14 protein-coding genes are annotated in these 21131 nt (G+C 72.3%); 6 read left to right on the top strand and 8 right to left on the bottom strand.

Features of this window, described 5'->3' with window-relative positions:
- The first annotated feature begins 133 nt into the window (after positions 1–133).
- Positions 134–871, top strand: coding sequence for a response regulator (locus ACFWTC_RS05835; RefSeq protein WP_383931812.1), 738 nt, complete (start codon positions 134–136; stop codon positions 869–871).
- A 42-nt stretch (positions 872–913) separates the two neighbouring features.
- Here ACFWTC_RS05835 and ACFWTC_RS05840 read toward each other — a convergent pair whose 3' ends face one another.
- Together ACFWTC_RS05840 and ACFWTC_RS05845 are read right to left on the bottom strand one after the other, a co-directional pair.
- Positions 914–2092, bottom strand: coding sequence for a winged helix-turn-helix domain-containing protein (locus ACFWTC_RS05840; RefSeq protein ID WP_384030347.1), 1179 nt, complete (start codon positions 2090–2092; stop codon positions 914–916).
- Between the two features lie 111 nt (positions 2093–2203).
- Positions 2204–2788 (bottom strand): GNAT family N-acetyltransferase, encoded by a 585-nt coding sequence (locus ACFWTC_RS05845; RefSeq protein WP_384028313.1) that lies wholly within the window; start codon positions 2786–2788, stop codon positions 2204–2206.
- Between the two features lie 228 nt (positions 2789–3016).
- Here ACFWTC_RS05845 and secA point away from each other — a divergent pair, with 228 nt between their 5' ends.
- Positions 3017–5812: a preprotein translocase subunit SecA gene (gene secA / locus ACFWTC_RS05850; RefSeq protein ID WP_383931806.1), complete on the top strand. Its 2796-nt coding sequence runs from the start codon at positions 3017–3019 to the stop codon at positions 5810–5812.
- 253 nt (positions 5813–6065) lie between these two features.
- Here the strand turns inward: secA and ACFWTC_RS05855 are convergent, their stop codons facing one another.
- Complete coding sequence (locus ACFWTC_RS05855; protein WP_384028323.1) at positions 6066–6509, bottom strand: Rv3235 family protein; 444 nt, start codon at positions 6507–6509, stop codon at positions 6066–6068.
- Between the two features lie 392 nt (positions 6510–6901).
- On the opposite strand from ACFWTC_RS05855, the gene ACFWTC_RS05860 reads away from it, so the two are divergent.
- The 3 genes from ACFWTC_RS05860 to ACFWTC_RS05870 all read left to right on the top strand — a co-directional run bounded on the left by ACFWTC_RS05860 (position 6902) and on the right by ACFWTC_RS05870 (position 13423).
- Entirely contained in the window at positions 6902–7402 is a 501-nt protein-coding gene (locus tag ACFWTC_RS05860) for a DUF6912 family protein (RefSeq protein WP_383927576.1), read from the top strand.
- The gene (locus tag ACFWTC_RS05865; protein ID WP_384028311.1) at positions 7399–8076 is read left to right on the top strand and encodes an HAD family hydrolase; all 678 of its coding nucleotides are present in this window, start codon (positions 7399–7401) and stop codon (positions 8074–8076) included. The genes ACFWTC_RS05860 and ACFWTC_RS05865 overlap by 4 nt, the downstream gene beginning before the upstream one ends.
- A gap of 364 nt (positions 8077–8440) precedes the next feature.
- Entirely contained in the window at positions 8441–13423 is a 4983-nt protein-coding gene (locus tag ACFWTC_RS05870) for an NAD-glutamate dehydrogenase (RefSeq protein ID WP_383927581.1), read from the top strand.
- 336 nt (positions 13424–13759) lie between these two features.
- Here the strand turns inward: ACFWTC_RS05870 and ACFWTC_RS05875 are convergent, their stop codons facing one another.
- Together ACFWTC_RS05875 and ACFWTC_RS05880 are read right to left on the bottom strand one after the other, a co-directional pair.
- A complete protein-coding gene (locus ACFWTC_RS05875) occupies positions 13760–14512 on the bottom strand; it encodes an ABC transporter ATP-binding protein (protein WP_384028321.1) in 753 nt (250 codons plus the stop codon).
- Positions 14513–14573: 61 nt separating this feature from the next.
- Positions 14574–15497 carry an ABC transporter permease gene (locus ACFWTC_RS05880; protein ID WP_384028310.1) on the bottom strand — a complete coding sequence of 308 codons (924 nt, stop codon included), beginning with the start codon at positions 15495–15497 and terminating at the stop codon, positions 14574–14576.
- 135 nt (positions 15498–15632) lie between these two features.
- On the opposite strand from ACFWTC_RS05880, the gene ACFWTC_RS05885 reads away from it, so the two are divergent.
- Complete coding sequence (locus ACFWTC_RS05885) at positions 15633–16247, top strand: TetR/AcrR family transcriptional regulator (protein WP_384028308.1); 615 nt, start codon at positions 15633–15635, stop codon at positions 16245–16247.
- Between the two features lie 73 nt (positions 16248–16320).
- On the opposite strand, the gene ACFWTC_RS05890 is transcribed toward ACFWTC_RS05885, so the two are convergent.
- From ACFWTC_RS05890 to ACFWTC_RS05900, 3 genes are all read right to left on the bottom strand, one after another.
- Positions 16321–18594 carry a CDP-glycerol glycerophosphotransferase family protein gene (locus ACFWTC_RS05890; protein ID WP_384028306.1) on the bottom strand — a complete coding sequence of 758 codons (2274 nt, stop codon included), beginning with the start codon at positions 18592–18594 and terminating at the stop codon, positions 16321–16323.
- Between the two features lie 173 nt (positions 18595–18767).
- Positions 18768–19799 (bottom strand): carbohydrate ABC transporter permease, encoded by a 1032-nt coding sequence (locus ACFWTC_RS05895; RefSeq protein WP_384028304.1) that lies wholly within the window; start codon positions 19797–19799, stop codon positions 18768–18770.
- Positions 19796–21130, bottom strand: coding sequence for a carbohydrate ABC transporter permease (locus ACFWTC_RS05900; protein ID WP_383927595.1), 1335 nt, complete (start codon positions 21128–21130; stop codon positions 19796–19798). Before ACFWTC_RS05900 ends, ACFWTC_RS05895 begins: the two co-directional genes overlap by 4 nt.
- Position 21131: the final 1 nt, after the last annotated feature.

Below are 21131 nucleotides of genomic sequence, written 5' to 3' on the forward strand. Positions count from 1 at the left end.
ACGGGTATGCGCCAGGCAGTGGCCGACAGTCCCCCCGCGCCGTGGTGCGGGCATGGAATCATGGCGGGCAGTCAACCGGAGGCAGTCTCCGTCCGGTTGGACCAGCAGCTCAGCACATGCAGGGGGAGGAACGATGGCGGACAGCTTCGGGCCGGTGCGCGGCGACGACGGTGCGGTCCGCCGGGTGGCGGACGCGGCGGAGCCGGCCCGGGAGCCCATCCGGGTGCTCGTGGTCGACGACCACGCCCTCTTCCGGCGCGGGCTGGAGATCGTCCTCGCGCAGGAGGAGGACATCCAGGTCGTCGGCGAGGCCGGGGACGGTGCGGAGGCCGTGGACAAGGCGGCGGACCTGCTGCCGGACATCGTGCTGATGGACGTGCGGATGCCGCGGCGCGGCGGCATCGAGGCGTGCACGTCGATCAAGGAGGTGGCGCCCTCCGCGAAGATCATCATGCTGACGATCAGCGACGAGGAGGCGGACCTCTACGACGCGATCAAGGCGGGTGCGACCGGGTACCTCCTGAAGGAGATCTCGACGGACGAGGTGGCCACCGCGATCCGCGCGGTCGCGGACGGGCAGTCGCAGATCAGTCCGTCGATGGCGTCGAAGCTGCTGACCGAGTTCAAGTCGATGATCCAGCGCACCGACGAGCGGCGGCTGGTGCCGGCGCCGCGGCTGACGGACCGGGAGCTGGAGGTCCTGAAACTGGTGGCCACCGGCATGAACAACCGGGACATCGCCAAGGAGCTGTTCATCTCCGAGAACACCGTGAAGAACCACGTCCGCAACATCCTGGAGAAGCTGCAGCTGCACTCCAGGATGGAGGCCGTGGTCTACGCGATGCGCGAGAAGATCCTCGAAATCCGCTAGACCGGCGGGGCCCGGGCGAGACCGGGCCTCCGCCGTCGACTCCTAGGCGCGCAGGGCGAGTTCCGCCGTGACGGCCGCCGCCTCACCGGGGCTCTGTGCGCGCTCGACGCGCACCTCCTCGCACCCCACCCAGCGGGCCGCCTCCCACAGGGCCTCGGCTATAGCGCCGGCCGCCGCCGGGCTCTCCAGCGAGAGCTGGCGGGCGACCAGGGTGCGGCCCTCGCGGGCCGGGTCGACGCGGCCCCGCAGGTGCCCGCCCGCCAGCAGCGGCATCGCGAAGTACCCGTGGATCCGCTTCGGCTTGGGGACGTACGCCTCCAGGCGGTGGGTGAAACCGAAGATCCGCTCCGTGCGCGGCCGGTCCCACACCAGGGAGTCGAAGGGCGACAGCAGCGTCGTGCGGTGGCGGCCCCGGGGGGCCGTCGCGAGCGCCGCCGGGTCGGCCCAGGCGGCCTTGGCCCAGCCCTCGACCTCCACCGGGACGAGCCCGGAGCCGGCGATGACCGCGTCCACCTGCTCGCCCTTGAGGCGGTGGTAGTCCGCGATGTCGGCGCGGGTGCCGACGCCCAGCGACTGCCCGGCCAGGGCGACGAGCCGGCGCACGCAGGCCGTGTCGTCCAGGTCGTCGTGGAGCAGCGCGTCGGGGACGGCCCGCTCGGGCAGGTCGTACACGCGCTTCCAGCCGCGCCGCTCGCCGCACACCACATCGCCGGTGTCGAGCAGCCACTCCACCGCGATCTTGGTCTCGGACCACTCGAACCACTCGCCGCCCTTCCTGGCGCCGCCCAGCTCGGTGGAGGTCAGCGGCCCGTCGGACGCGAGCCGGTCCAGGACCGCCTTCGTCGAGCGCTCCTTGTCGGCCAGGACGTGCCAGCGGTGGCCGCGCGCCCGGTTGGCCCGGCGCCGGAAGGCGAAATGCGGCCATTCCTCGATGGGCAGGATGCAGGCCGCGTGCGACCAGTACTCGAAGGCGTGCCGGTCCGTCCAGTACGCAGACTCCACCGCGCCGCGGCCCACCGCGCCTAGGCGCGCGTACGGGATCAGCTCGTGCGAGCGGGCCAGCACCGAGATGGTGTCCAGCTGCACGGCGCCCAGGTGGCGCAGCACCCCGCGGACACCCCCGCGCCGGTCGGGCGCCCCGAGGAAGCCCTGCGCGCGCAGGGCGATGCGGCGGGCCTCGTCGGCGGACAGGGACACGGTCGGCGGCGGCAGGCTTGTCATGGTCGGTCAGCCTAGGCGGCGCCACTGACAGCGGGTCCGTACGGAGGCCGCGGGGGCGGCCCTGCGTTCCGGCGGCCGGGGCGATCGGCTCCCCGGAGCCCGGGCCGGAGCCTAGGCGGCCGGGTCCGCGGGCGCGGGGAGGTAGGGCAGTGCGGAGGGGAGGCCCAGGTCCCCGGGGAGGAGGGCGCCGATCCAGCAGTCGCGCGCGGTGCCGTTGTGGAGGTGGCCCGCCCGGAGCGTGCCCTCTTTCCGGAAGCCGGCCTTCCGGGCGACGGCGAGGGAGCCCGCGTTGCCCACCTCGGCGCGCCACTCCAGGCGCGGCACGTCCAGCACGGTGAAGGCCCAGCGGGCGACAGCGTCCACGGCCTCGGTCATGTAGCCGCGGCCGCGGTGCTCCTTGACCGCCCAGTAGCCGATCTCGTACCCGTCCGGCGGGCGGACGTGCACGCCGATCGCCGCGACGAGCGGGCCGCCGGGGCCGAGGCGGACGGCGAAGCTGTAGCCGGTGTCCTCGCGCCAGCCGTCGGGGACCGTCTCGTTCACGAAGCGGTGCGCGTGCGTCCGCTCGTAGGGGGAGGGGACCATGGTCCAGCGCTGGATGTCCGGGTCCTGGGCGACGGCGTACAGCTCGTCCTCGTCCGCCGGGGCGAAGGGCCGCAGGTCGAGGCGGTCGGTGCTGAGTGTGGTGGGCTCCATGGGTCGATTCTGGTGCCGCGGCGCCGCCCGGGGCGAACCGATTTCCCGGAAGGGCGGCACCTTGGGCGTCCCCCGTACGTTCTCATTCCGGGCACCCGTGCCCTGCGGATGCGGCGGACCTCCCGACGCGACCACGTCCTCGCTTACGATGGCCGTTGCGGTGGGGCCCACCTGCCGTGCCCGTGTACGTACAGTGCCCAGGCCCGACCGGCAAGGAGACAAACCTCGGTGTCCGTCTTCAACAAGCTCATGCGTGCAGGCGAAGGCAAGATCCTGCGCAAACTGCACCGCATCGCGGACCAGGTCAACTCCATCGAAGAGGACTTCGTCAACCTCTCCGACGCCGAGTTGCGGGCGCTCACGGACGAGTACAAGCAGCGCTTCCAGGACGGCGAGAGCCTGGACGACCTCCTCCCGGAGTCGTTCGCGACCGTCCGCGAGGCGGCCAAGCGCGTCCTCGGCCAGCGGCACTACGACGTCCAGATGATGGGCGGCGCGGCGCTGCACCTCGGCTACGTGGCCGAGATGAAGACCGGCGAGGGCAAGACCCTGGTCGGCACGCTGCCCGCGTACCTGAACGCCCTGTCCGGCGAGGGCGTCCACCTGATCACGGTGAACGACTACCTCGCCGAGCGCGACTCCGAGATGATGGGCCGGGTCCACAAGTTCCTCGGCCTGGAGGTCGGCTGCATCCTGGCGAACATGTCGCCGGCGCAGCGCCGCGAGCAGTACAACTGCGACATCACCTACGGCACGAACAACGAGTTCGGCTTCGACTACCTGCGCGACAACATGGCGTGGTCCCAGGACGAGCTCGTCCAGCGCGGCCACAACTTCGCCGTGGTCGACGAGGTCGACTCGATCCTCGTCGACGAGGCCCGTACCCCGCTGATCATCTCCGGCCCGGCCGACCAGGCCACCAAGTGGTACGGCGACTTCGCGAAGCTGGTGACCCGCCTGAAGAAGGGCGAGGCCGGCCAGCCGCTGAAGGGCATCGAGGAGACCGGCGACTACGAGGTCGACGAGAAGAAGCGCACCGTCGCCATCCACGAGACCGGTGTCGCGAAGGTCGAGGACTGGCTCGGCATCGAGAACCTCTACGAGTCGGTGAACACCCCGCTCGTCGGCTACCTGAACAACGCGATCAAGGCCAAGGAGCTTTTCAAGGCCGACAAGGACTACGTCGTCATCGACGGCGAAGTCATGATCGTCGACGAGCACACCGGCCGCATCCTGGCCGGCCGCCGCTACAACGAGGGCATGCACCAGGCGATCGAGGCGAAGGAAGGGGTGGACATCAAGGACGAGAACCAGACCCTCGCCACGATCACCCTGCAGAACTTCTTCCGCCTGTACTCGAAGCTGTCGGGCATGACCGGTACGGCCATGACCGAGGCCGCCGAGTTCCAGCAGATCTACAAGCTCGGCGTCGTCCCGATCCCGACCAACCGCGACATGGTCCGCAAGGACCAGCCGGACCTGATCTACCGGACCGAGGTCGCGAAGTTCGCCGCGGTCGTCGACGACATCGCGGAGAAGCACGAGAAGGGCCAGCCGATCCTCGTCGGCACCACGTCGGTCGAGAAGTCCGAGTACCTCTCCCAGCAGCTCTCCAAGCGCGGGGTGCCGCACGAGGTGCTCAACGCCAAGCAGCACGACCGGGAGGCGACGATCGTCGCCCAGGCCGGCCGCAGGGGCGCCGTCACCGTCGCGACCAACATGGCCGGCCGTGGTACCGACATCAAGCTCGGCGGCAACCCGGACGACCTGGCCGAGGCCGAGCTGCGCCAGCGCGGCCTGGACCCGGAGGAGCACATCGAGGAGTGGGCGCACGCCCTTCCCGAGGCGCTCACCAGGGCCGAGGCGGCCGTGAAGGCCGAGTTCGAAGAGGTCAAGGACCTCGGCGGCCTGTACGTGCTGGGCACCGAGCGCCACGAGTCGCGCCGCATCGACAACCAGCTGCGCGGCCGCTCCGGCCGTCAGGGCGACCCGGGCGAGTCCCGGTTCTACCTGTCGCTCGGCGACGACCTGATGCGCCTGTTCAAGGCACAGATGGTCGAGCGGGTCATGGCGATGGCCAACGTGCCGGACGACGTCCCGATCGAGAACAAGATGGTGACGCGCGCGATCGCGTCGGCCCAGTCGCAGGTCGAGACCCAGAACTTCGAGACGCGCAAGAACGTCCTGAAGTACGACGAGGTCCTCAACAGCCAGCGCGAGGTCATCTACCGGGAGCGCCGTCGCGTCCTGGAGGGCGAGGACCTGCAGGACCAGGTGCGCTTCATGATGGACGACACCATCGACGCGTACATCGCGGCCGAGACGGTCGAGGGCTTCGCCGAGGAGTGGGACCTCGACCGGCTGTGGGGCGCCTTCAAGCAGCTCTACCCGATCAAGGTCACGGTGGACGAGCTGGAGGAGGCCGCGGGCGACCGCGCGGGCATCACCGCCGAGTTCATCGCGGAGTCCGTCAAGGACGACATCCACGAGCAGTACGAGACGCGCGAGAAGACGCTCGGCTCCGACATCATGCGCGAGCTGGAGCGGCGCGTGGTGCTGTCGGTGCTGGACCGCAAGTGGCGCGAGCACCTGTACGAGATGGACTACCTGCAGGAGGGCATCGGCCTGCGGGCGATGGCCCAGAAGGACCCGCTGGTCGAGTACCAGCGTGAGGGCTTCGACATGTTCAACGCCATGCAGGACGGCATCAAGGAGGAGTCCGTCGGCTACCTGTTCAACCTGGAGGTCCAGGTCGAGCAGCAGGTCGAGGAGGTCCCGGTGCAGGACGCGGCGCCGTCGCTGACCAAGGACGCGGCGCCGGCCCGCCCGGAGATCCGGGCGAAGGGGCTGGAGGCCCCGCAGCGGCCGGACCGGCTGCACTTCTCGGCGCCGACCGTGGACGGCGAGGGCGGTGTGATCGAGGGCGACTTCGAGAGCGACGCCGACGGTTCCGGTGACGGGATGACGCGGGCGGAGCGGCGCAAGGCGCAGAAGGCTTCCGGCGGGCGTCGCCGCAAGAAGTAACCCCGCTGGGGTCGACCGTCGGCCGGGGCCGGACACCGTGGGTGGTGTCCGGCCCCGGCCGCGTTGTGGGGCGGGGAGGGGCGCCGGTGCGGGTGCCCGTGCCCGTGCCCGTGCCCGTGCCGGGGCCGGGGCCGCGTGGTGGGGTGGGTGCGGCGCCGTCCCCGGGGGCGCTGCCCCCGGACCCCCGCGCCTCAAACGCCGGCGGGGCCGAGGGGGCCTTGGAGCCCGGCGGCGTTGGAGCGGGGCCTCGGAGTCACGAGCGGGGGGCGTGCATTTCGACGGCCGCGCAGCGCCAGCGGAGGTCCGGGCCCTGTTCGAGGCGGAAGGCCATGGCCGTCACCCGGTCGCCCGTGGCGATGCGGGCGAAGGCCTCGATGACGCCCGGGCCGGGGGTGAAGCGGCCGCACTGGCGGATGACGGGGCGGAGCCGGTCCCGCAGCGGTCCGTCGGGGGCGAGGCCGACGAGCTGCTGGTACGCCGGGCCGACGGTGTGGCCGAGGAGGGAGTGGACCGGGCGGCGGCCGCTGACCACCGCCAGCAGGCGTTCCGCGAACCAGTGGTGGGGGCCCAGCCGCAGGGCGTGCGGAGGTCCGCCCGCCGGGCGGCGCGTGTCCCGCCGTCCGGCCGGGCGGGTCCGGCCCGGGCCGGCGGACGGCCGCCGCCGGCTGCCCTCGCCGCCGATCGTCGTGCCGCGCATCGTGGTGTCCATCGCGATCTGCCCCCGAACAGGCCGGGCCCGGAGCGGTACCGGGCGGTAACTTGATGGGAACCTTCTACGGCCGCCGAACACGCTCCGCAACCGCCCCGCCGCCGGCCGCGGCGCGCCTCCGGGTTCACCTATCCGAGTGCGCCGGGCCCCGACGGTGGCCCGGCAGCGGCCCGCGCGGCGCCCGCGCGCGTACCGGGGTGGACGCCGCCGGGGCCCGGTCCGGCACCCCGATGGGGGACGGCCGCCGTCACTCAGCCGGACCCCCGGGCGGGCCGGGGCGGGGCGGGCTGCCGCGCTGGGGGTTCGCGCGAGGGGGCGGGCGGGGGGAGGGGGGCCGGTCGTATCCTGGGGGCGTTTCCGACTACCGAAAGCAGCCGGCCATGCGCGTGTACGTCCCCCTGACCCTCCCCGGGCTCGCCGCGGCGCACCAGGCGGGTGAGCTGGGCCCCGCCCCGCTGCGTGCGTACGCCGTCACCCCCGGCCTGCGCGAGTGGTACGTGTCGGACGACGAGGAGGAGCTGGAGTACGCGGCCCTCAACCGGGCCGCCGCCGCCTCCCTCCGGATGGTCGCCGAGGACGCCGCCGCGCCGCGCAGGCGCGTCGTGATCGCCCTCGACGTCGCCGACCGGGCCGCCACGGCGGCCCCCGGCGAGGACGAGGCCGCGCTCGGCCGGGTCGCCCTCGCCGACGCCGTACGGCTCACCGTGGCCGCCGCCGTGCACGTCGACGCCGACGACGCCCACGAGGACGTCGCCGCGGCCGCGGCGGCCCTCGCGGCCGCCGACGGAGGGGACCGCGGCGCGCAGTCCGTCGTCGACGGCGCCGAGGAGCACGAGCTGCTGTGGTTCGGCGTCCAGGAGATCCCGGGGCTGCTGAAGTGACCGCCGCCACCCCGCACCCGACCCACATCGTCTGGGACTGGAACGGCACGCTGCTCCACGACATCGACGCCGTCATAGCCGCGACGAACGCCTCCTTCGCCGAACTCGGCTTCCCGGCGATCACCCTGGCCACCTACCGCGACCTGTACGTCGTCCCCGTGCCGAAGTTCTACGAGCGCCTCATGGGGCGGCTGCCCACCGAGGCGGAATGGCTCGTCATGGACGACACCTTCCACCGGCACTACTGGGCCGATGCCCACGACGCCGGGCTGACCGACGGGGCGCTGGAACTGCTCCGGGGCTGGCAGCGCGATGGGCTCACGCAGTCCCTGCTGTCCCTGGCGCCCCACGAGAAGCTCGTGCCCCTGGTCCGATTCCACGGGATCGAGCGGCACTTCCTGCGCGTCGACGGCCGCACCGGCCCCTCCCACACCAGCAAGGCAGGACATCTCGTACGCCACCTGGCCGCCCTGGAGGGGACGGGCGTGACGGCGGAACGTACGGTCCTCATCGGAGACGCGGTGGACGACGCCGTGGCCGCCGCCCATGTCGGCGCGCGGGCCGTTCTCTACACGGGCGGCTCGCACAGCCGCAGCAGTCTGGAATCAGCCGGCGTACCCGTCGTGGACACGCTGGCAGAGGCCGTACGGACGGCCCGCGAGCTGGCCGAATAGCGACGTGCACGGTCGGCCGGTCCCGTCGCTGTCCAGAGTGTCAAAGTTCCACCCCCGGATTTGTACACATACAGCTCATGACGGGCCGGGGGTGGGTGGGGATAGCCTTGACCCGTGATCAGCGCGATAGTCCTCGGGGGCGCCGAAGCCCCCGGACCCAGCCCGGCGCACTACGGTGCCCGGGCCATCGCTGGTCCCCGCCGCCGGGCCTCGGCGATCATGGCCGAAACCCTCCCGGTCGGCTTTCTCGACGACATAGCGTCGATTCCTATTACGGACGGACATCCCGCCTCACCGCGGCGCTGTGTCGTTCCTTCCTTCACCACCTACGTCACGCAATGGCGCGCGACAGGAGCCAGAGGACATGCAGACCAAGCTGGACGAAGCAAAGGCCGAACTGCTCACACGGGCGGCCCGGGTAGCTGAGAACAGCCCGGCCGGGGGGCTACTTCCGACTGGGTCGGACAAGGGAGGGCGTCCGGACCGGGACACCGTTCTCTCCTACCTCCAGCGCTACTACCTGCACACCGCCCCAGAGGACCTGTTGGACCGGGACCCGGTCGACGTGTTCGGGGCGGCGCTCTCGCACTACCGGCTCGCCGAAAACCGGCCACAGGGCACCGCGAACGTGCGCGTGCACACCCCCACGGTCGAGGAGAACGGCTGGACCTCCAGCCACTCGGTCGTCGAAGTGGTCACCGACGACATGCCCTTCCTCGTGGACTCCGTCACCAACGAGCTGTCCCGCAAGGGCAGCGGCATCCACGTCGTGATCCACCCGCAGGTCGTCGTCCGCCGTGACGTCACCGGCAAGCTGATCGAGATCCTCGGCCCCGAATGCGACGCCCACGGCCCCCGCACCGAGCGCCCCCACGACTCCCTCATCGAGTCCTGGATCCACGTCGAGATCGACCGCGAGACCGACCGCGCCGACCTCAAGCAGATGACCGGCGACCTGCTGCGCGTCCTGTCCGACGTACGCGAGTCCGTCGAGGACTGGGAGAAGATGCGCGACGCGGCGATGCGCATCGCCGAAGAGCTGCCGAACGAGCCCACCGCGCCCGACCTGCGCGAGTACGAGCTCGAAGAGGCCCGCGAGCTGCTGCGCTGGCTCGCCGACGACCACTTCACCTTCCTCGGCTACCGCGAGTACAACCTCGTCGACGGGGACGCCCTGACCGCCGTGCCCGGCACCGGCCTCGGCATCCTGCGCTCCGACCCGCTGCACAGCGGCAAGGAGGACGGCCATCCCGTCTCGCCGTCCTTCAACCGGCTGCCGGCCGACGCCCGCGCCAAGGCCCGCGAGCACCGCCTGCTGGTGCTGACCAAGGCCAACAGCCGCTCCACCGTGCACCGCCCCTCGTACCTCGACTACGTGGGCGTCAAGAAGTTCGACGCCGACGGCAACGTCGTGGGCGAGCGCCGGTTCCTCGGCCTGTTCTCCTCCGCCGCCTACACCGAGTCGGTGCGCCGGGTGCCGGTCGTGCGCCGCAAGGTCGCCGAGGTGCTGGAGGGCGCCGGCTTCGCGCCGAGCAGCCACGACGGCCGCGACCTGCTCCAGATCCTGGAGACCTACCCGCGCGACGAGCTGTTCCAGACCCCGGTCGACCAGCTCCGGGGGATCGTCACCTCCGTCCTGTACCTCCAGGAGCGCCGCCGGCTGCGGCTCTACCTGCGCCAGGACGAGTACGGGCGCTACTACTCCGCGCTGGTCTACCTGCCGCGCGACCGGTTCACCACCGGCGTCCGGCTGCGGCTGATGGACATCCTGAAGGAGGAGCTCGACGGCACCAGCGTCGACTTCACCGCCTGGAACACCGAGTCGATCCTCTCCCGCATCCACTTCGTCGTCCGCGTCCCCCAGGGCAAGGAACTGCCCGTCCTGACCGACACCGACGTCGAGCGCATCGAGGGCCGCCTCGTCGACGCCGCCCGCTCCTGGGCCGACGGCTTCGCCGAGGCCCTCGTCGCCGAGCTGGGCGAGGAGCGGGCCGCCGAACTGCTGCGCCGCTACGGCACCACGTTCCCCGAGGGCTACAAGGCCGACCACTCGCCGCGCGCGGCCGTCGCCGACCTCTGCCACCTGGAGCGGCTCTCCGCCAGCGACCGCGAGTTCGCGCTCTCGCTGTACGAGCCGGTCGGCGCGGGCCCCGGCGAGCGCCGGTTCAAGATCTACCGCACCGGTGAGCAGGTCTCGCTGTCCGCGGTCCTGCCCGTCCTGCAGCGCCTCGGCGTCGAGGTCACCGACGAGCGCCCGTACGAGCTGCGCCGCTCCGACCGGGTCAGCGCCTGGATCTACGACTTCGGCCTGCGGATGCCCGTCTCCGGCGGCAACGGCGAGCACGCCGGCGGCTCCGGCTACCTCGCCGACGACGCCCGCGAGCGGTTCCAGGACGCCTTCGCCGCGGTCTGGCAGGGCGACGCGGAGAACGACAACTTCAACACCCTGGTGCTCGGCGCCGGCCTGACCTGGCGGCAGGCCGTCGTCCTGCGCGCGTACGCCAAGTACCTGCGCCAGGCCGGATCCACCTTCAGCCAGGACTACATGGAGGACACCCTCCGCAACAACGTCCACACCACCCGGCTGCTGGTCTCCCTCTTCGAGGCCCGGATGTCGCCCGCCCGGCAGACCGCCGGCAGCGAGCTCGTCGACGCCATGCTGGAGGAGCTGGACGGGGCCCTGGACCAGGTCGCCTCGCTCGACGAGGACCGCATCCTGCGCGCGTTCCTCACGCTGATCAAGGCGACGCTGCGGACGAACTTCTTCCAGCTCACCGACGCGGGCGAGCAGCACAGCTACGTGTCGATGAAGTTCGACCCGCAGGCCATCCCGGACCTGCCGGCGCCCCGCCCCGCCTTCGAGATCTGGGTGTACTCCCCGCGCGTCGAGGGCGTCCACCTGCGCTTCGGCAAGGTCGCCCGCGGCGGCCTGCGCTGGTCCGACCGGCGCGAGGACTTCCGTACGGAGATCCTCGGCCTGGTCAAGGCGCAGATGGTCAAGAACACCGTCATCGTGCCGGTCGGCGCCAAGGGCGGCTTCGTCGCGAAGAACCTGCCCGACCCGTCGGTGGACCGCGACGCCTGGCTCGCCGAGGGCATCGCCTCGTACAAGATCTTCATCTCGGCGCTGCTCGACATCACCGACAACATGGTGGCGGGCGAGGTCGTGCCGCCTGTCGGCGTGGTCCGCCACGACGAGGACGACACCTACCTCGTCGTCGCCGCGGACAAGGGCACCGCGACCTTCTCCGACATCGCCAACGGGGTCGCGGAGGCGTACGGGTTCTGGCTCGGCGACGCCTTCGCCTCGGGCGGCTCGGCCGGATACGACCACAAGGGCATGGGCATCACCGCCCGCGGCGCCTGGGAGTCCGTCAAGCGGCACTTCCGCGAGCTGGGCCACGACACCCAGTCCGAGGACTTCACCGTCGTCGGCGTCGGCGACATGTCCGGCGACGTCTTCGGCAACGGCATGCTGCTCTCCGAGCACATCCGCCTGGTCGCCGCCTTCGACCACCGGCACATCTTCATCGACCCGAACCCGGACGCGGCCACCTCCTACGCCGAGCGGCGCCGGCTCTTCGACCTGCCGCGCTCCTCGTGGGCCGACTACGACACCGCGCTGCTCTCGGCGGGCGGCGGCGTCCACCCGCGTACGGCGAAGGCCATCCCGGTCAACGCGCAGGTCCGCGCGGCCCTCGGGATCGAGGCGGGCGTCATGAAGATGACCCCGGCCGACCTGATGAAGGCGATCCTCCAGTCCCCCGTGGACCTGCTGTGGAACGGCGGCATCGGCACGTACGTCAAGGCGACGTCCGAGACGCACGCGGACGTCGGCGACAAGGCCAACGACGCCATCCGCGTCAACGGCTCCGACGTGCGGGCGCGGGTCATCGGCGAGGGCGGCAACCTCGGTCTGACCCAGCTCGGCCGCATCGAGTTCGCCCGGACCGGCGCGGGCGGCGAAGGCGGCAAGATCAACACCGACGCCATCGACAACAGCGCGGGCGTGGACACCTCCGACCACGAGGTGAACATCAAGATCCTGCTGAACGCGGTGGTCACGGACGGCGACATGACCGTCAAGCAGCGCAACAAGCTGCTCGCCGAGATGACCGACGAGGTGGGCCACCTCGTCCTGCGCAACAACTACGCGCAGAACGTGGCGCTCTCCAACGGCGCGGCGCAGGCCCCCAGCCTGCTCCACGCGCAGCAGCGCTTCATGCGCCGCCTGGAGGGTGCCGGACTGCTCAACCGCGAGCTGGAGTTCCTGCCCACCGACCGGCAGATCCGCGAGCTGCTGGGCAGCGGCAGGGGCCTGACGCAGCCGGAGCTCGCCGTCCTCTTCGCCTACACCAAGATCACGACGGCGGACGAGCTGATCGCCACCGGGCTGCCGGACGACGCGTACCTGCGCCGGCTGCTCTACGCGTACTTCCCGAGCGCGCTGCGCGAGAAGTTCCCCGAGCAGATCGACGCGCACGCGCTGCGCCGGGAGATCATCACCACGATCCTGGTCAACGACACCGTCAACGCCGGTGGTTCGACCTTCCTGCACCGCCTCCGCGAGGAGACCGGGGCCTCCACGGAGGAGATCGTGCGGGCGCAGCTCGCGGCGCGCGAGATCTTCGGTCTGGCCGCGGTCTGGGAGGCGGTCGAGGCGCTGGACAACAAGGTCGCGGCCAGTGTCCAGACCCGGATCCGGCTGCACTCTCGGCGCCTGGTGGAGCGCGGCACCCGCTGGCTGCTCAACAACCGGCCGCAGCCGCTGGAGATCACCGAGACCATCGAGTTCTTCGGCGAGCGGGTCGGGAACGTCTGGGACGAGGTGCCGAAGCTGGTGCGCGGCGCCGACCTGGAGTGGTACCAGTCGATCATGGACGAGCTGATCGGCGAGGGCGTGCCGGAGGAACTGGCGGCCAAGGTCGCCGGCTTCTCCTCGGCCTTCCCGACGCTCGACGTCGTCGCGATCGCCGACCGCACGGGCGTGGCCCCGCTGGACGTCGCCGAGGTGTACTACGACCTCGCCGACCGCCTGGAGATCACCCAGCTGATGGACCGCATCATCGAGCTGCCGCGGTCCGACCGCTGGCAGTCGATGGCCCGCGCGTCCATCCGCGAGGACCTGTTCGCGGCGCACGCGGCCCTGACGGCCGACGTGCTGTCCGTGGGCAACGGCACCTCGACTCCCGAGGAGCGCTTCAAGGCGTGGGAGGAGAAGAACGCGGCGATCATCTCGCGGGCCCGGACGACCCTGGACGAGATCCGGGGCTCGGACGACTTCGACCTGGCGAACCTGTCGGTGGCGATGCGGACGATGCGGTCGCTGCTGCGCGTGCACAGCTGATCGGTGCGGCTGGTCGGCGCCGCCGCCGACCTGTAGCGCGGACGGGCCGGGCCCGGGACCTGAGTGGTCCCGGGCCCGGCCCGTTGCGCGTACGCCCCGTCCGGCCGGGCGGCGGCCGCGGGGGCTCCGCCCCCGGACCCCCGCGCCTCAAACGCCGGCGGGGCTGGGGTGGTGCGCCTCGGCGCCGGCTTGGGTAGGGGTGGGGTCCCAGCGCCGGCGGGGTTGGGGGAGCGCCTCAGCGCCGGCGGGGGTGGGATCGGCTTCCGGCGCCGGCGCCGGTGGGGCTGGGGTGGTGGGCTCCACGTGTCGGGAGTGGGGGCGGGCGGGTGGTGGGGGTCAGGAGCGGGTGAAGCGTTCGTAGGCGGCGCAGACTTCGGAGGACGGGCCGTCCATGCGCAGGACGCCGGATTCCAGCCAGATCGCGCGGTCGCACGTCTCGCGGACCGTGTTGATGCCGTGGCTGACCAGGAAGACCGTGCCCGCGTGCTCGCGCAGTTCCTCGATGCGGGCCTGGCTGCGGCGCTGGAAGGCCGCGTCGCCGGTGGCCAGGGCCTCGTCGATCATCAGGACGTCGTGGTCCTTGGCGGCGGCGATGGAGAACCGCAGCCGGGCGCCCATGCCCGAGGAGTACGTCCGCATGGGCAGCGAGATGAAGTCGCCCTTCTCGTTGATGCCGGAGAAGTCCACGATGTCCTGGTAGCGCTCCTGGATCTGCTCGCGGCTCATGCCCATGGCGAGCCCGCCGAGGACCACGTTCCGCTCGCCCGTCAGGTCGTTCATCAGCGCGGCGTTCACGCCGAGAAGGGAGGGCTGGCCGTGCGAGTAGATCGCGCCCGCGGCGACCGGCTGGAGGCCGGCGACGGCGGCCAGCAGGGTGGACTTGCCCGAGCCGTTGGAGCCGATGAGGCCGATGGCCTCGCCCTTGTAAGCGGTGAAGCTGACGCCCCGGACCGCGTGCACCTCGCGCGCGGCGGGGGCCCGTTCGCGGGAGAAGACCCGGCTCAGGGCGGCGGTGGCGCCGCCCTTGCGGCCGCCGCTGCCCTGGACCCGGTAGACCACGTGCACGTCGTGGGCGATGACGGTGGGCATGCGGGTCCCGGGGGCCGCCGGTGCGGCGGTGGGGCGGGTGTGCGTCGAGGTCGTCGAGGTGTCAGCCACGTCCGTACTCCTCCTCAGCCTTCCAGAAGTAGATGAATCCGCCGACGCCGGCGAGCAGCGCCCAGCCGATGGCCACCGGCCACACGTGGTGCGGCAGCGAGTGGGCGGAGAAGCTGTCGATGAGCGCGAAGCGCATCAGGTCGATGTAGACGGCCGCCGGGTTGAACTTGAGTGCCGTCGACACCCAGTGCGGCAGCTGGTCGCTCTTGAGCATCTGGTCGATGGACCACATGACGCCCGAGGAGTACATCCAGGTGCGCAGGACGAACGGCATCAGCTGGCTGACGTCGGGGTTCTTGCTGCCGATGCGGGCCATGGCCATGGCGCAGCCGGCCGCGAAGACCGCCATCAGCACGAGGGTCGGGGCCACCAGGAACCAGGAGGGCGCGGGCGTCTGGCCGAAGGCCAGCAGCAGGATGACCAGGGCGCCCATGGAGACCAGCAGCTGCTGGAAGAGCTGGACGACGGTGGAGAGGGGCAGGCTGGCGCGCGGGAAGTGCAGGGCGCGTACCAGGCCGCGGTTGCTGTGGACGGCCCGGGTGCCGGCGTTGACGGAGCTGCCGATGAAGTCCCACACGAAGACGCCCGTGATCAGGAACGGCACGTAGTCGGGCACGTTGTGGCTGGCGCGCATGACGACGCCGAAGATGAAGTAGTAGACCGCCGCGTTGAGCAGCGGGGTCACCAGGTGCCAGACCTGGCCGAGCTTCGCGCTGCTGTACTGCGCCTGCATGCGGGCGGTCGCGTGCGTGGTGACGAAGTGGCGCCGGCCCCACAGCTGCGCGAGGTACCGGGGGAGCGTGGGCCGGGCGCCGCTGAGGGTCAGGCCGTGCTCGGCCGCGAGCCGGGAGAGTTCCGGCGGGATCGGGCGGGCGGCGGCTGCTGCGGCGGTCGAGGGTGCGGTCGCGGTGGTCACAGGGGTCGCTTTCGCCGGGGTCGGGGCGTCGCGAGCGATGGGACGGTCCCGTATCGTCGCTACGGTGACAGTAGGACGTCCAGCGTCGGGACGCAACCGTATCGTCGTGACGGGGTGCGCGGCTATGCTCTCTGCATGACCTCCGACCCCGCCACCACCCCCGCCCGCCGCCAGCCCGCCGGCGCCGCCGTCCTGCGCGAGGACGTGACCGAGGCGATCCGGGAGGCGGTGGTCGGGGAACTCGCCGCCGTCGGCTTCGCGCGGATGTCCATCGAGGGCATCGCCCGCCGGGCGGGCGTCGGCAAGACCGCCGTCTACCGACGGTGGAAGTCGAAGCTGCACCTCGTGCTCGACCTGGTGGGGGCCTTCGCGGTGGACGGCCTGCCGGTGCCGTCGACCGGATCCCTGTACGGGGACGTACGGGCCCTGCTGGAGGTCATGACGCACGTGCTGCGGCACCCGGTGGCCTCCGCGGTCATCCCGGACCTGCTGGTCGAGGCGGCGCGAAACCCCGAGATCGCGGACGCGGTGCGGGGCGCGCTGCTGGACGGACAGCGGCGGATGGCCGAGGGGATCGTCTCCGAGGCGGTCGCACGCGGCGAGCTGCCCGACGGGACCTGCCCGGACCGGGCGCTGGACCTGGCGATCGGACCGCTGTACTGGCGGCAGGTGGTGGTCCGGGACACCGTCCCGAAGGACTACCTGGACGACCTGGCCCGCTCGGTGGTGGCCGGCCTGCGGGCCGCCTGACCCCGGGCGGACCGGCGCCGGGGCCCGGGGTCAGCGGGGGCCCGTGACGAACGGGCCCCCGCGCCCGCGCGCGTCAGAAGGACAGGCGGCCCGCCGTCAGGTGCGCCAGCGTCGGCTCCCGGACCGCCGACGGCGCCGCCGGTGCCGGGCGGCGCTCCTCCAGCGGGACGACCGCCGGGATCGGGACGGCCTGCCCGAGGAAGACCCGGCGCACGACGCGCTCCGCCGCGCGGCCGTCGTCGTACGAGCAGAACCGCGAGCGGAACGCCGCCCGCAGCTGCGCGGAGCGCGAGCCCTGCCAGTGCCCGGTGGCGAAGATGTCCACCAGTTCGTCCTCGGTGCGGGCGATCGCCCCGGGCGGACAGGCCCGCAGGTCGAAGTAGGTGCCCCGGGCCGCCTCGTAGGCCTCCCAGTCGTCCGCGTGGATCACGATCGGGCGGTCCAGCACCGCGTAGTCGAACATCAGGGACGAGTAGTCCGTCACCAGCGCGTCGGACGCCAGGCAGAGTTCCTCCACCGACGGGTAGGCGGAGACGTCGACCAGCCGCGGGTGCGCCTGCGGCTCCCACCCCGAGTCCGCGTACGTCAGGTGCGTGCGGACCAGCAGCGTGAAGCGCGGGCCGAGGTCCCGCAGGACCCGCTCGAAGTCCAGGTGGTCGGGCCGGCTGCGCCGGTAGTCGCGGTGCGTGGGCGCGTACAGGACGGCCGTGGAGCCCGGCGGGATGCCGAGCCGCTCGCGCAGCTCCAGCACGTCCGCCCGGCTCGCCCGGTGGAAGACGTCGTTGCGCGGGTAGCCGTACTCCAGCGTCGTGTACGAGGACGGCACGGCCTTCTCCCACACCAGCGTCGAGTGCCGGTTCGCCGAGAGCAGGTAGTCCCACTGGTCGGCGCCGCGCAGCAGGCCCGCGAAGTCCGTGGTCGGGGTGGCCGCCGGCCGGTCCTGGAGGTCGAGGCCGACCCGCTTGAGGGGGGTGCCGTGCTGGGTCTGCACCAGGATCTGGCCGGGCCGCTTGACCAGGGCGCGGTCGAAGTTGACGTTGGTGACCAGGTACGTGGCCCGGGCCAGGGCGCTCCAGTACGCCGCCGAGCCGGGCCGCAGCGCCACCGTCTCGCGGGGGAGCGTGGCGGCGTGCGCCGGGTCGCAGATCCACGCCGTGCGCATCCGGGGCGCCAGCTCCCGCAGCTTCGCCTCGACGGCCGCCGGGTTGCAGGCGTAACCGCCGTGCCAGTACGCGGAGAAGACCGCCAGCTCCGGCCGGAGCGGCAGCAGCCGCTGCACCCGGTAGTGCAGCCGCAGCGCGCACTCCCGCAGCCCCCGTCCCAGGACGGCCGCCCCCCGCCGGGCCGCCAGTCCCGCCGAGCGGAGCACCGACAGCAGCCGGTACGCGCGCCGGGCGCCCAGCCGCATCAGGGAGTGCCGGACCCGGTCGGTCCGCGACAGGGACAGCGGCAGCGCGCCCCCGCCGCCGCCGGGGGCCCGGTAGCGGCGCAGCAGGGCCGAGGCCCGCGCGAAGAACTCGGCGCGGCTGGTGCGCGGCAGGCGCCGCGGGTCGGCGTACAGGGCGCAGAAGTGCTCGGCCATCCGCCGGTGCACGGTGGGGCGCCAGCGATCCAGCTCGGGGCGGCCGGCGAGGTAGCCGAAGACCCGGTCGTACTGGTCGAAGATGTCGAGGTGGCGGCGGCTGGAGGTGGTCAGGATCGACCCCGTCCGCCGCTGGCGGTAGTGCACGCAGACCCGGTCCAGGACGGCGACGGACTCGGCGGCCAGCAGCGCCGGGTAGGTCCACGGGGTGTCCTCGTAGAAGCCGGGCGGGAAGGACAGGCCCTCGCGCTCCGCGTACTCCCGGCGGTACGCCTTGTTCCACACCACCATCGGCATGCCGAGCAGGGCCGGGCGGTCGGCGAGCCGGAAACTGGCCGGGCCCTCCTCTGAGAGCCGGTTCGAGAGCCGGTTGCGGACCAGCTCGCCCGTCCAGAAGGTACGCGCGTAGTCGTAGACGAGGACGTCGGGGGAGCCGGTGGCCTTCAGCCGGTCGGTGATGGCCTGGAGGGCGCCCGAGGCGAGGGTGTCGTCGCCGTCGAGGAAGACCAGGTAGTCGCCGGTGGCCCGGGCCAGACCCGCGTTGCGGGCCGGGCCCGGCCCCAGGTTGTGCGCCAGGTGCACAGCGGTGACCCGGGGGTCCCGGGCCGCGTACTCGTCGATGATCGAGCCGCAGGCGTCCGGGGAGACGTCGTCGACCGCGATCAGTTCCAGATCCGGGTACGACTGCGTCAGGACCGAGTCCAGACTCTCCTGGAGGTACGCCTGGACCTTGTACGCGGGCACGATGACGCTGAACCGGGGCACGGCACATCCAGGGGTCGGCGGGGGCGGTCATATGACCCAGGAACCCCCGGCGTGGCGATCGGGTTACGCGGCGTGCGGCATTCGGGTTACGGAGCGGCAACTCCGCACGTCGGCAGCGTGATCCGGCGGATGCCGGACGCTGCGGGGAGGTGCGGTCGGGGCGTTCGGGGGCGTCACTTGACGGCGCCGGCCATCACCCCCGAGACGAACTGCCGCTGGAAGGCGAAGAAGACGACGAGCGGGATCGCCATCGACAGGAACGCGCCCGGCGCCAGCACGTCGATGTTGTTCCCGAACTGCCGCACCTGCTGCTGGAGCGCGACCGTGACCGGCGGGTTCGCCGAGTCGGCGAAGACGAGCGCGACCAGCATGTCGTTCCACACCCACAGGAACTGGAAGATGCCGAGCGAGGCGATCGCCGGACCGCCCAGCGGCAGCACCACCCGCGCGAACAGCCGCAGTTCGCCCGCCCCGTCCAGCCGGGCCGCCTCCAGCAGTTCGCGCGGGATCTCCGCGAAGTAGTTCCGCAGCAGGAACACGGCGAACGGCAGCCCGAACGCGGTGTGGAACAGGACCACCCCCGCAGTGGTCTCGAACAGGCCGATCGTGCCGAAGAGTTCGGAGACAGGGATCAGCGCCACCTGGACCGGGACGACGAGCAGCCCCACGACGACGAGGAACAGCCAGTCCCGGCCGGGGAACTCCAGCCAGGCGAAGGCGTACCCGGCGAACGCGCCCAGGACGAGCACGAGCAGGGTCGCGGGCACCGCGATCGCGAGGGTGTTCAGCAGGGACCCGGTGATCGTGTCGTTGGCCAGCAGCCGCGCGTAGTTGTCGGCCGTGAGCCGGGACGGCGCGGTCAGCACCCCCCACCAGCCGCCCTTGTCGAGGTCGGAGGGGGCGAGGAAGGAGGAGACGAGCAGGCCGAGGGTGGGCAGCAGCCAGAACAGCGCGGCCGCGATCAGGAACAGGCGCAGCACCCCGCCCGCGGCCCGGGCCGCCAGACCGCGCCCGGCCCGTGTGACGGCCCCCGGCGCGGCGGAGGCGGCCCCGGAGGCCGCGGCCGTCCCGCTCCCGGGCGCGGTCAGGGTCCCCGTACCGGCTCCGGTCCCGGTTCCCGTACCGGCTCCGGCTCCGGTCACCGGTCCGGCGGGTGGCGACCCGGCCCCGGCCGCCCGGTCCGGCGTCCGCTCGAATCCGCTCATCGGGACCTCTCCTTCCGCAGCCTGCGGATGTTCACCAGCATGACCGGCAGCACCAGGACCAGCAGCAGCACCGCGATGGCGCTGCCCAGCCCGGGATCCGCGTCCGTGCCGAAGGAGGTGCGGTAGAGCTGGAGCGCCAGCACGTTCGCGTCGTCCTGCACCGCCCCGGGAGCGATCACGAAGACCAGGTCGAACACCTTCATGACGTTGATGACGAGCGTGACGAGCACGACCACCAGCACGGGCGCCAGCATCGGCACGGTGACCCGGCGGAACACCTGCCACTCGTTCGCCCCGTCCACCCGGGCCGCCTCAAGCAGCTCCCTCGGCATCGACGCCAGCCCCGCCCCGATCAGCACCATCGCGAAGCCGGCCCACATCCACACGTACGCCCCGATGACCGCCGTGGTCACCAGCGCCGGGCCCAGCCACTGGACGCCCGCGTAGGCCTCCCGGAAGTTCGAGGCCGGCAGCCGCAGCTGCGCCCCGTCGGCCTTCGCGGACAGGACGAAGACCCCGTCTGCGCGCGCGGTGGTGCTCTCCACGACCTTCCCGTCCTTCACCGCCTCGACGCGCATCCCGGCGAAACCGGACTCGGTGGGGTCGACCGTGTTCACCGCCCCGCCCCCGCCCCGGGTGAAGTCCTGCCAGACGGTGCCGGTGACCTTCTCCGGGTCGGCGCCGGCCGCCTTGGCGACCGCGGTCCCCGCCGGCAGCGCCTCCGGGGCCACGCCGACCAGCGGGAGCAGCACCGGGACGCCCGCCCGTACGGGGTCGCGGGTCGCGAAGGCGCCGCCGCCCGCGTCCACCAGCGGGGAGTCCCGGCCCGGGCGGGCCTTGGGGAACGCCGAGGACTCCGCGAAGGTGTCGTGGACCCCGACCCAGACCGCGTTGGCGACGCCCCGGTCGGGGTCGTGGTCGTAGACCAGCCGGAAGATGATGCCCGCCGCCAGCATCGAGATCGCCATCGGCATGAAGACCAGGAGCTTGAACGCCGTTCCCCAGCGCACCCGTTCGGTGAGCACCGCGAAGATCAGGCCCAGCGCGGTGGCCGTGGCCGGCGCCAGCACCACCCACACCGCCGTGTTCTTCAGCGCGGTGCGGATGGTCGGATCGCGCAGTATCTCCCGGTAGTTGTCGCCGCCGACGAAGCCGGAGCCGGAGCGGTCGAAGAAGCTGCGGTAGAGGGAGTAGCCGATCGGGTGCACGACGAGCGCGCCGAGGAGCACGAGGGCGGGGAGGAGGAACGCCGCCGCGATCAGCCGACGGCGCCGCGCCTCGGCGGACCTGCCGGTCGCGGTGGCCGCGGCCGGCTTGGCCTGGGACGCCACG

The sequence above is a fragment of the Streptomyces sp. NPDC058619 genome, assembly GCF_042717785.1.
Lineage (GTDB): Bacteria > Actinomycetota > Actinomycetes > Streptomycetales > Streptomycetaceae > Streptomyces.

What these genes read in the sequence shown, in the direction of transcription:
- ACFWTC_RS05895 (WP_384028304.1), bottom strand. Translation starts at nt 19,799, where the DNA reads ATGAGCGGATTCGAGCGGACGCCGGACCGGGCGGCCGGGGCCGGGTCG.
- ACFWTC_RS05870 (WP_383927581.1), top strand. Translation starts at nt 8,441, where the DNA reads ATGCAGACCAAGCTGGACGAAGCAAAGGCCGAACTGCTCACACGGGCG.
- ACFWTC_RS05875 (WP_384028321.1), bottom strand. Translation starts at nt 14,512, where the DNA reads ATGCCCACCGTCATCGCCCACGACGTGCACGTGGTCTACCGGGTCCAG.
- ACFWTC_RS05885 (WP_384028308.1), top strand. Translation starts at nt 15,633, where the DNA reads ATGACCTCCGACCCCGCCACCACCCCCGCCCGCCGCCAGCCCGCCGGC.
- ACFWTC_RS05835 (WP_383931812.1), top strand. Translation starts at nt 134, where the DNA reads ATGGCGGACAGCTTCGGGCCGGTGCGCGGCGACGACGGTGCGGTCCGC.
- ACFWTC_RS05855 (WP_384028323.1), bottom strand. Translation starts at nt 6,509, where the DNA reads ATGCGCGGCACGACGATCGGCGGCGAGGGCAGCCGGCGGCGGCCGTCC.
- ACFWTC_RS05860 (WP_383927576.1), top strand. Translation starts at nt 6,902, where the DNA reads ATGCGCGTGTACGTCCCCCTGACCCTCCCCGGGCTCGCCGCGGCGCAC.
- ACFWTC_RS05840 (WP_384030347.1), bottom strand. Translation starts at nt 2,092, where the DNA reads ATGACAAGCCTGCCGCCGCCGACCGTGTCCCTGTCCGCCGACGAGGCC.
- ACFWTC_RS05845 (WP_384028313.1), bottom strand. Translation starts at nt 2,788, where the DNA reads ATGGAGCCCACCACACTCAGCACCGACCGCCTCGACCTGCGGCCCTTC.